Annotated in this window: 6 protein-coding genes; 2 read left to right on the top strand and 4 right to left on the bottom strand. The window is 36.4% G+C overall.

Annotated features, from left to right (window positions below):
• On the top strand, positions 1 to 369 hold the full coding sequence (gene trxA / locus FJ213_11270) for a thioredoxin (protein MBM4176733.1): 369 nt from the start codon (positions 1 to 3) through the stop codon (positions 367 to 369).
• A gap of 88 nt (positions 370 to 457) precedes the next feature.
• Here trxA and FJ213_11265 read toward each other — a convergent pair whose 3' ends face one another.
• The 4 genes from FJ213_11265 to FJ213_11250 form a co-directional block, all read right to left on the bottom strand.
• Complete coding sequence (locus FJ213_11265) at positions 458 to 3,346, bottom strand: T9SS type A sorting domain-containing protein (GenBank protein ID MBM4176732.1); 2,889 nt, start codon at positions 3,344 to 3,346, stop codon at positions 458 to 460.
• A gap of 97 nt (positions 3,347 to 3,443) precedes the next feature.
• Positions 3,444 to 6,152 (bottom strand): T9SS type A sorting domain-containing protein, encoded by a 2,709-nt coding sequence (locus FJ213_11260; protein ID MBM4176731.1) that lies wholly within the window; start codon positions 6,150 to 6,152, stop codon positions 3,444 to 3,446.
• A 114-nt stretch (positions 6,153 to 6,266) separates the two neighbouring features.
• On the bottom strand, positions 6,267 to 8,858 hold the full coding sequence (locus tag FJ213_11255) for a T9SS type A sorting domain-containing protein (GenBank protein ID MBM4176730.1): 2,592 nt from the start codon (positions 8,856 to 8,858) through the stop codon (positions 6,267 to 6,269).
• 85 nt (positions 8,859 to 8,943) lie between these two features.
• Positions 8,944 to 11,445, bottom strand: a complete 2,502-nt coding sequence (locus FJ213_11250; GenBank protein MBM4176729.1) for a DUF5060 domain-containing protein — start codon at positions 11,443 to 11,445, stop codon at positions 8,944 to 8,946.
• A gap of 182 nt (positions 11,446 to 11,627) precedes the next feature.
• Between FJ213_11250 and FJ213_11245 the strand changes: the two genes are divergently transcribed.
• Positions 11,628 to 11,761, top strand: a 134-nt coding sequence (locus FJ213_11245; protein MBM4176728.1) for a CBS domain-containing protein, incomplete at its 3' end; no start/stop codon positions are given.

The raw sequence follows: 11,761 nt of genomic DNA, 5'->3' as shown, positions 1-11,761 counted from the left end.
ATGCCAGAACATTTAACAAAAGAAACATTTTTAGAAAAAGTATTTAATTACGAACAAAATAAAGATTGGAAATTCGAAGGTAAGATTCCTGCTTTGATAGATTTTTATGCCGATTGGTGCGGACCCTGTAAAATGATCGCTCCGATTCTTGAAGAGCTTGCCGAGGAATATAAAGGACAAATAAACATTTACAAAGTGGATACCGAAGAAGAAAGAGAATTAGCCGGAGCATTCGGAATCAGAAGCATACCCTCGTTACTTTTTATTCCAATAAACGAACAACCTCAGATGGCTGCAGGCGCATTACCAAAAGACGCATTGAAAGATATTATTGATAAAGTTTTACTGAAAACTGAAACCGTTAATTAAAAGTTTTCACATAATAGATTCCAACCTTCATTAGTTAAAATCAAAAGTTGGAATCTTTGCTTGATCCTATTTGCAATTTGTCGGAAATCTATCTCATCAAAATCATCTTCTTCGTCTCCACAAACGAACCGGCACGTAATTGATAATAGTAGACACCGCTTGACAATGCGGAATTCGGAATGGTTCGGCGGTGCTCACCATAAATTCGGAATGTGGAGTTGTGAACACCAGGTTCTTTAATTTCATCCACAAGCGTTTCAACCTCTCTTCCCAGCAAATCGAACACTTTAAGACTAACATGACTGACTGCTGAAAGCCGATAGCTGATAACTGTACTCGGATTAAACGGATTCGGATAATTTTGATAAAGTACAAATCCAGATGGATAAACAGTTTGTTCTTCGACATTTGTAGTAACCGAATCGCCGCGGATGATCAGTCCCCACTCAGTTAATGTTCCGATTTCACCTGAGGCACGATCATAAACAATTACAATCCAATTCCCTTTTGCATTCATTCCGTTGAGTGAAGTTAAATCAGTTGTATCAGGTTTGAAAGTCCCCACAGCCAGAGAAGAATCAATCAACTGGAAATTTGAAAAAGAAAGAAATGCTTCTTGATCTAAAATGATGTTTGGGTTTTTTGCATTTGAAAATTTTGTGTTCAAACCGGGGCGAAAGAATAACTGAAACGTTAGTTTGCCTGGCGGGATAATCCTGAATTCCAGATCACTAATCCGATTATGGTTCGCTTTAAATACAATATTCAAATCTTTTATGAATATATCTTCACTAATTGTTAATGTATCCCTAATACCAAAAAGATAGTTATCCCGAATTTGCTTATTCGGTTGATTTGTATACATTTTTCCTTTATTAATGTTTATCGAATTGAAACCAGAAGATGGAAATGAAATTCGATTCTGATTGCTGGAATTGTCGACAGCAGTAATTCGATAATCTACTTTATCCCCCTCTTGAAGTGATATTGGATCCAAATTCATTTTGTAATAGTAAATGTCATCTTGAAAAAATTTCATTTCAGATTTTAGGAGTGTACCTGAATTAATTCTATGTTCTATGATGATGGAATCCAAACCAATATTGTCTGAAACATTTGCAAAGATCCATTGAGGAGTATCGTACCGAGTAATCTGAAGATTGTGCGAATGTATGACTACTGGTGCTTTTGTATCAGGTCCTATATAGTATTCAAAAGGGACAGCTGGAGCTGACTCAGGATAAAAAGAATAATTTCCAAGTGAATCATAAATGCTCATGTAATAACTCACATCTGTGTCAAGCGGGAATGATGGGATAGTCGCTGAATACTCATCGGGATTTCCAGTTGGATTCATTTTTTGTGAGATATAATTTCCGCTGCCAGTCTTGTAAAATAATTTAAGCGAATCGGAAATTGCGAGACTCAATTCTCTTATAACTTTTGCAGTGATAATTTTTTGTGATGGAGTTTCCGTATCGCGAATGGGTGTGTGGGTGAACTCTGCTGTTTGAAAAGGTGAAACTTTAATTTTGTATGGAAAATTTCCAGCTGTGATTGAAGTAACAATTGGAATTATTCCAAGATACTCGATCTCATTTAATTTTTTTGTAATGATATAATCAAAGCTGTTTCCAGCAGATAAATCGAAAGTCCGCAATTCCATTGTATTGTTCTTGTATTTGATCAACAATTGAATGGATTGATTCCCAGCTGGTGTCCCAAAGTAACTAACTCGAATAAATTTGTTCAAACTAAAATGTGAATAAGATAAATAATTTGCAGAGACAAAAGATAATTCACATCCGCTCGAACTATCAGGCAGTGATTTTCTATCTCTGCAAAGAAACGATGTAGGATAGAAAGCCGCTTCTTTATATGTAGGAAGCAAAGTTGTAGCACGTGTTCCGGAAAGAAAATTCCAAGTGAAATATTCTTTTAATCCTTTCACAAAAGTGGAAGAATAGGTTTTTAGTATTTCATCAAAAGTTGAATAAATATTTTCAGAAGGATTTGTAATTCTTCGATTCCAGATATTTTTATTCGACTCAACTCCATGCTTTTGTGAAATGTAATGCAGCCATAGACAATCTTCATAGCCGGAACCATTATTGAATGCTCTTCCTGGAGTAAGAAGATGCGAGCTCCCGAGATAATTGTAATAATCGTTCACCTGATCGTATCCGATATCTTCCATCCAGGTTGCATCCATTTCGATGAACCAGCCGGGCTCATTCCAGTTGTTATAAACAATTTGCAGAGCGTGTTTAAATTCATGAATTGCTGTTGCTTTTGCTGCACCTTTTTGATTCCCTTCAGGGTCAGTATTCGAAGGAAAAGTAAGAAAAGTATTATGCATTACTATTCTAGTTGCTTTCCCACCAATTGGCATGCAGTAGCCGTAGTAGTCCATATTCTCAAATCCTATTTGATACTTCCCAGCACCAATTGGTGGTGCCAAAAATCCAAGCGTATCAATCGAATATTTCCATGAGTAGTCAAAATAATCCGCAATCCACTCGACAAAATCCGGGACTCCGTTAGTATTCCCATCTGCGGAAGGGACAGCATGAGCGCCGCTTGTTGAATATGTCAGCTCAAATTTTCCAGATGGAGAAAAGTAGGTTGCAAGTATTTTTGTCTGTAAAAATGGCCTCTCTATATATGACTCGATTAAATCAACACTTCCCTTGGAGAGATATTCTTTATTTTGATAAAATTGCTGAATAAACTCTGTTCCGCATTTACCAGGATTATCATTTTCGAAATTATACCTTGTATCAAGTTTCGATTTATCAAATCCATAATAAAACTTTTGAAGCAATGCTTGTTCAAGAGTGAGTTTGCCTGAAATAAAATCTTGCTGGATTGAATTCAATCCTTTTGATAATTCCTCAGCACTTGCTTCAAACGTAAAGTTCACGAGAAATGCAGTTAAAAATAAAAAGTTGAAATAGTTGAACAATATTTTCTTCATAATCTTCCTTAAGATTCATAAATAAAAACGGTTACCCTTCGATAACCGTTCAATAACTTTGCGATATTAAAAAAAGAAATTTACTTTATCAAAGCAATTATCTTAGCAGCATCATTTTCTTCGTTTCTACACGAGAACCGGTTCGAAGTTGATAAAAGTAAATACCACTGGGCAATGGAAAATGATCCGTCAGCTGACGGATGGAAAATGGAAAATGATAAAATCCCGCATCTTTAATTTCATCAACAAGAACTGTAACTTCCCTTCCTAGTAAATCATAGACTTTGAGCGTAACATGACTGACAGCTGAAAGCTGATAGCTGATAACTGTACTCGGATTAAACGGATTCGGATAGTTCTGATATAGAATGAATTTAGCCGGCTGATTCTGTTCATCTTTAACTCCAACTGGACCGTAAGTGTTCAGCGAAAAATTAGATGCAGCAGAAAATTCGATTGTTAATTTTTTTTCTGTGAAATTGTACGAGTAGGATACAATATGATCTCCGACGAATCCAACTGGTGAGTGTTCAAGTAATAATTCCACTATCGATGCTGCACTTGAATATCCTGAATGATTGGCAGAATCGATTTTCTGAAAAGTGAAATCAATTTTTTTATTTGAACGGAATAAATCGTCTGTTCCAAATCTGAAAACCGAACCGCTATCAACAAAGATTTGTCGAACCGTATTAGTATTATCGAATGAGAAATGAAATAAGATTGCGTTCGTTTTCAAATCTTTACTCAAACCAGAAGTCGAAGCTGTTATGGTTCTTTCTGATGTGTCTTGTTTTGCTGCTGCTAAGTCGATAAAATTTCCGTCTACAGTTTTTAAGATAGAAAAATTCGGATGTGATAAAGTAGAAATACTTGGTCCTGATCCCTTATATGGAAATAATGTCGAAAGAAAATGTGTGTTGTTAACACTATTTTTATGAACCAGCATTGTTGTATGATTTTCCGTAGAATCATAATTAAACTCATGTTTATTCATTAAAGTTGAATAACTGCTTGCACCTCCATTTGCTGTTACATGAGCCAAAAGAGTTGCATCATTTTTGGTCCATCTTCCCTGGTGATTAATAAAATCAGAAACGAATACACCTTCGGTTGTGCCGCCTTCTAATCCGTATCCATGAAGCTGCCAGGTAAAATTATGGGATGCTGAAGATTTTAGAAAATCACAAATAATAAAATATTTATCTCTCACAAAAAGAGCTTTGCGGAGAATATCGGTTTCTAGATAATTGGTTCGCGCTTCTCCGTAATCGAGCATTTTTGTATCAAACGTATTTTCGATGAAACCATCGGCATCATTTGGATTTCCGGGTACGCCAATCGGAGGACCTGCACCATCGACAAGTATCATATTGTGATTTGTTGCATTCCCAACTTCTTCTCTACGATTATATTTTACATAACCCGGATCAAGCGCTAATAACTGTTCATGAGCATAAATTATGAAACTCGTTACATCGGCATGATTATGTCCGCCTGTGCTTTTAGCATTTCCATTTTCTGCTAAGATGTGCATGTAAGTTGCTGAAGAATCCCACGATGATCTGAACACTAAGCTTCCAGCATCTGGCAATGCTTGAAAAAGTTTTTCGTTCGTTTGTGTGAATGGTAAATTTGCCGCAATGTAATTTGCCCTCATATCTGTACTCGATGAACGGAGCTGACCGGATAGCGAATTGCTTGCAGAAATATTTCCGATATAAAGAGGCCAGTGATATTTCGATTTACCAGTTATTGCTAATTCCGGCATCGATTCATTTATAAAAGTATCATCAAGCGCGGGATATCTTCCATCGGGCATTTTAATTTTTACTATCCAATCGTAAAGCAGATCGTAATTTGGATCGAAGAATGGATTACGGACTGTACTTGAATTTCCCAAATATGAAAATGAATATGAATTATCCGGAAGAAAATTTCCAAGCGCTCGAATAAACGGCAGACAATTCAAAAAAGCGTATCTAAAATAATGCGGACCTTCGGAATAACCAGCTACGACGGCGGGCTCTGATACCCTTTCTACATCTTTCCAAAGTACATTATCCATATTCCAGATTGAAGCATTGATCCAATTAACAGGCTGAAAATTAGCATCTTCACTTGTCGCATGATTCAAAACTACAGCAGCAAATCCGAGTGCAGCCGCCGCCATAAGTGCATGATTGTTTTTCACATAACCGAAAAATGTAAATCCAAAAACCTGTTTAACAGCAGCTTCTTTATAAAGATTTCCAGCAAAGGTTTGCAGTTTGCTTTTTGCTATTGTTAATAACAAATCAGCTACACCAGCACCTCGTAAGAGATCATATGCCGAGAAAAAATCGATCATCTCTTTTGTCCGCCACTGCCATTGCTCATATCCGCTTGAAAGTCCAAACGCTTCAACATTAGTATTGATATTGTCGAGTATTGATATCGTCTTCGTGATCAAATTGTTTCTTTCACTTGGCGGAAGATCAACAATATTCCCGCTTGAATCTTTTTTCTCCATCAATACAACAAATGCAGCATTTTTAGCAATATGTCCACGTTCCATGCGGTCACTTGTTGTTGAATTCCCAAGAGGAATTTCCGAAACAGCAGAATTATAAACTCTTTCGAATAGATATTGGATATGTGGAGTTGTTAATGAAGTGCGGACATTTGAAATCTCTGAAGATTTAAGAAGAGTCCTAGGATATGAAAGAGCAGCACCAGCTGGATCCCAGCTGCCAGTTTGACAGAGTGAAATATTAATAGAGAACAAAACAAGAAAAATCAGAAGAGTTGTTATGCACTTGAACATAATTTACACCTTCGGATGTTATTATTATTTTATTAAAACTTTTTCCTTTACCTCGCTTCAAAATTATTCAATTCTTAAAACAAAAAAAGGCGGAATTTCTTCACTTTAACAAAATTATTTCATTAATACTAATTTCTTCGATGCTGAAAATTCTCCAGCTTTTAGTTGATAAATATATATACCGCTTGTCAATGGAGAATTTAGAACTTGTCTGTCGCTTGGGATGATTGAGAATTGAGAATTATATTTTCCAAGCTCTTGAATTTCGTTAACAAGTACTGCTATCTCTCGTCCGAGCATATCATAAACTTTGAGAGTAACATGGCTGACTGCTGAAAGTTGATAGCTGATCACTGTACTCGGATTAAACGGATTCGGATAGTTTTGGAATAAAGCGAATTCGCTTGGGATAAAATTCTGAGTAATTCTCAATTTATTAATTGCAGAATTTGAAATTGTTATTTGTTCACCAGCAGTAAGTTTAGAATTAACTATTTTTCCATCAACGAGATCAGTAATTACAAATTCTGAATTGCTGTTCTCAATTTTGAGTGTTATAGGATAATTCATACTGTTCAGATTAATTATTCCTTTAATGCTGCTCAAATCACTAATAAACGAATTATTATCGAAGCGAACATCGAAAACTCCGGCGGGGGGGATTGGCGGTAATTCTAAACTTGTTCTCATTTTATCATGCGAAATGTAAAGTACTCGAACTTCACCAGCAGCATTTGTGAAAATCAATTTTGTCAATTCATTAAGACTAGGCAATTCTTGATTCGTAGATTGGATTTCTTTTGAGAGTGTCGTTGGCATTGTCATTGTTCCAGTGGCACTAACTTTCACCCAGTAGCTCTTTCCTTTTTCAAGAGTAGTCGCAGTTTGATAACCACTGTTGTAACCATAGAAGGGAGAAGTAATAATTCCAGAAGGATTTGTAGTAACATTTGCTGCAGGAATATCGACATGCAAAGGTCCAACAATATTCCAACCTGATGTCACATTCACAGTAATTGAAGATTGAGGTGTACCAAAAATACTCTTAGTTTGTGCAGATGGGAACTTCAACCAAAATCCTTTTCCGAGCACGGCTGTAGTTCCGATTGTATATCCGACATCATAATAGTAAGCATTCGAGGTTGCTTCTGAAAATAGACTTGTAAATTCCATGTTTGCAGCTGCAACTGGAACACTCATCAAGTTCCAACCAGAAAGAATATTGATCGAAGCCGATGAACCGGTTTGTTCCGCTACAGAATATGAAAATGTAGGGCCGGTACTGCTTGAGACGACAGCGATACAAAGTCCTGCATAATCAAGATTATTATTGGCAATTGGAATTAAATAATTCCCATCATTATCCGCATTAAGGGAAATTTCCGCTGATTGCACTTGCCCGGCATTTGTGCGAGTTACAACCGAAACTTTGAAAACGTGCGGCGAGTTTGCTCCATTGAAAGATATGTACAGACTGTTAGAGTTGGCTACTGGATTTAACCGAATGAAGTTCGCAGAATATTTCGTTATTGTACAATTTGTTGAATTATGCGGATAAGTTGTTACGGTTCTGCAGAGTGAAGCTAGTGGATAGGCAGTTGCTTCACCATAAACTGGATGAGTTGTGGTCGCTCTGGAGTTCGTTAAAAAATTCCAGACAATATATTCACGAAATGCATCGTTGAATGTCGTGCTGTAGAATGATGAGAGAACTGTATTAAATGTTGTGAACATATTTTCACCGGGATTAGTTTGGCGCCGCAGCCAAATTCTTCGATTCAAAAGATTGTTATTTTTTTCACACAAGTAGAGCATCCAATTGCAATCCTCATAACCCTGCCCAGCATCGAGTGAAGCACCTGGTGAAGTGAATGGTGAACCTGAGCTTGTTATATAATTGTAGTAATCATTTGTTGCATCGTAGGCAATGTCTTCCATCCAGGTTGCATCAAGCTCAATAAACCATGGTGGATCACTCCAATTTGCATACATGATTTGATGTGCATGTTTAAATTCATGGGCAGCAGTAACCTTTGCAGCACCTTTTTGCTGACCTTCCGGATCGGTATTTGGGGGGAAACCAAGAAAGTTATTATGCATTACAATTCTCGTTAATTGCCCGGACACAACTTCCGTATAACCATAAGCCCCCATTGATTCGAATGAGATGGCATACTTGCCTGTACCGATTGGCGGAGCTAAATATCCCATCGTATCGATTTGATGTGCCCAAGAATAATCAAAATATGAAGCGATCCATTCAACATAATCCGGAATACCGTTCGAATTTCCATCTGCAGCCGGAACTCCATTCGTTCCGGTAGTTTCATAAGTGAGTCGAAATTTCCCGCCAGGAGAATCATAAATTGCTAATGGAGTCAGCGGTTCTTTCGGGAAGAGATATTTTTCGATTAATGCAATATCTGATAAAGAAAGTTTTTCTTTGTTCTGATTAAATTCAATTATCATCTCAGTTGCACACTTCGCAGGATAATCATTTGCAAATTTGAATTGAGAATCCAATTTGTCTTTATCGAATACAAAGAAAATTTTATTCATCAAATAATCACGGAAAGAAATTTCTCCCGATTTATACTTTTGATGAATCAGCTCAATGCCCTGTGATGAAAATGAATGTGCAGCAATAATTTCAGTGAAAATTAAAATTGCACAAAGTGAGATTATGCTTCTTATCGTGATTTTCATACTTCTCCCCTTTTCTAATAGAATTTTTGAGTTTATGATAGTAATATTTTTCTTCTATCGCAAAAGGAAATATTACAAAATTGAATTACTTTAGCACAATCATCTTCTTCGTCTCGACATATGAGCCTGCTCGTAATTGATAGAAATAAACTCCACTTGAGAATTGAGAACTAGTCTGCCGCCAGGCCTGATTGAGAACTTGTCTGTCACCAGGCATGATTGAGAATTGAGAATTGTAGCTCCCGGCTTCTTTAATTTCATCAACAAGTGTTGCCACTTCTCTACCAAGAATATCATAAACCTTTAATGAAACATGACCATTAACCATTAACTGATAACGAATAACCGTCTCCGGATTGAATGGATTCGGATAGTTTTGGTAAAGTTTAAAATCGGAAATCGATTCGGATTCATTTTTCACTGATGTTGGTTTTATACATTTTGCTTTAAAAGCTAAGTCCCAAAATATCGACGGAACACTGATATTCAATGTATCCGGGATCGAAGAAAGTGTGTCTGTTTTTAAGATAATTCCAGAATGACAATCCCACCAATCAATTTGGTAAAATCCTGGAGTTATCAAATTGGGAATTTTAATTTGCCCGTTAAAAATTATTGCCGGAGGAGTTGGAAGATCTCGTAAATGCCGCCAATTATAATTTCTATTGTGAATCCAACCGATGATTTCAGTATTTCCCTTCAATGCGTATGAACGAATTCCACCGACGAAATTCGTAAAAACATATTCAGCAATTCTCATCCAATCTACACCTTGATTATCAACTAATATTTGATGACTTCCAGCCGGAACACTTATCGAATAAGTTACATTTACACTCGCAATCTGATCGATTTTCTTCACTCCATCTAACCAGATTTGAATTCGCGGTGAAATCCCGATTGCATTTCCGATAATCACTTTAAATTCTCCTGGCTGAGAATAGGTTACATGAAATGTTGGTGGATTTCGATATTGTGTATTATAGACGTTTCCATATAAAAACTTACTTAGATTAATCGCAGTCGGATTAATATTCCCGTCAGAGTTGATGTCAAAATTATTCTCAGGACCTTTTCCCCATTTTGGATAAGCAGGAGCAATTTGAAAATCGGATTTGGTGCTCGCGAATGTTAATGGTTTTACTGGAACAAAATTCTCTGCTAGAAAATTTGTACCCCTTAAGAATTCAGAAACTGGTTTGAAATGGTGAAACAGTCCTTTCGGATCAATATAATTTTCCCATGACCAAGTCGACGCAGTTCCAAACGCACCCGACATCACTGATGCCCAAAGAGAATTGTGAAAGTTTATTCCATTAGGATCATTAACTACCGCCCAAGGTCCAAGCTCCAAAAAATCGTACTCCCCAATTGAGACTGGTTTACCGAAATCGCTCAGATACAGTGCAGTCAAATCGACTTGTGCTGACTGCATATCAGTTGTCGTATTGTAATGATGAATTTGAGTGTAATCAAAAAGAGGTGAACTCCATATATTCGAATCTAAAAACTCATTTGCATAGCTTGTTGTTAATAACTTTTTATATGGATCAATTAATTTAAAAAATTGAGCCATTTCAAGATGCCAGCTTGAAATCTGTGAACGATAAACATCGAAGCTATCGGTGTGATCAACTTCATTAAATAATTCCCAAGAAACAAGATTTGGCGAATATCCCCATCGTGCATTTATATATCGAACTCTTCTTTTAAAAAAATCTTTCGCCGATGAATTGGAAAAGAACTCCCAAGGTTTACTGCATGGGCCTCCATTAATAGTGTTATATGGATTATCATTCCATTCAGGATTAATTGTTGAGGAAAACTGTCCATGTGGGATTAAACATAGCTGCACATAAATATTTTTTTGCTCTGCATAATCGAGGAGCCAATCAAGTTGAAACGCCCGGTCTTGACGGTTAGAATAATTCCCAAGTCCTGTATTTTTCCATTCTAAAGCAAAAGCATTTTCACTCATCCAAACTCGGATGAAATTTGCACCATTGTTGGAAAGCGAATCTAACCATCTTTGATATGAAAATGTTTTTTCAGGATACTCGTACCAGCCGAGATTCAATCCAACCGCAAAGAAATTTTCGCCATTTTCAAATTTAAAATATTTATTGCTGCCAAGCCGGATAAAGCCTTTCTTATCTGATGCAAGGCATAAAAAATTTTTCTGCTGAGTAACCGTGCTGCCGGAAACGTCAGTACAAGAAATCGTGTATGTCCATGGTCCGGTTTCATTCGGTGTGAATCTAATTTTCCAATGTGGTGAGCCATTTACTGCAAGAGTTTCAGGCGGGCCCGTCCTAAAAAAATCTTGATAATAAAATCCTAGAGCCGTATAGGTTTTTCCTGAAGGGGAAACGAAATCTGCCCTTAAATTTAGTTCAGTTGGATTATATGGATTTGAGAAAGATGCGGTTAGATCAATAGTTAGTTCAAACTTTTTATACAGCAAGACCGAATCGCTGTTTGAGAGAACAGAATTGATAATTGGATTAGAAGACACACTCGAGCAGAGAGTAAGAAATATTAAAATTAACATTGCAGTAAAACGATGCTTCACACTTTTATGGATCATTCTATAAATAATCAATTTCTTTTGTTCATTTTAAAGCTATTACATTAAACAATCAATGTTTCAAAACTTTTTCTGCTCTTTGCATATTGACTCTAAGGACAAGAAAACAAATATTTTACATATAAGTGATTTTTTTTATATTCAGCACAAAAAAAAGATGACAATTACAAAAGGAGGATCGCATGCTATCAGTTAAAAACATATTAGAAAAAAAGGGTAACAAGGTTCATTCTATTTCGCAAAATGAAACTGTTTTCGAAGCATTGAAACTAATGAGTGAAAAAGGAATTGGTGCTGTACTTGTGATGGAAAATGA

The sequence above is a fragment of the Ignavibacteria bacterium genome (assembly GCA_016873845.1).
GTDB lineage: Bacteria > Bacteroidota > Ignavibacteria > Ch128b > Ch128b > JAHJVF01.
Note: the sequence above shows the minus strand (reverse complement) of the source record. Positions and strands in the feature narration are given on the sequence as shown.

What these genes read in the sequence shown, in the direction of transcription:
- FJ213_11250 (MBM4176729.1), bottom strand. Translation starts at nt 11,445, where the DNA reads ATGATCCATAAAAGTGTGAAGCATCGTTTTACTGCAATGTTAATTTTA.
- FJ213_11260 (MBM4176731.1), bottom strand. Translation starts at nt 6,152, where the DNA reads ATGTTCAAGTGCATAACAACTCTTCTGATTTTTCTTGTTTTGTTCTCT.
- FJ213_11255 (MBM4176730.1), bottom strand. Translation starts at nt 8,858, where the DNA reads ATGAAAATCACGATAAGAAGCATAATCTCACTTTGTGCAATTTTAATT.
- trxA (MBM4176733.1), top strand. Translation starts at nt 1, where the DNA reads ATGCCAGAACATTTAACAAAAGAAACATTTTTAGAAAAAGTATTTAAT.
- FJ213_11265 (MBM4176732.1), bottom strand. Translation starts at nt 3,346, where the DNA reads ATGAAGAAAATATTGTTCAACTATTTCAACTTTTTATTTTTAACTGCA.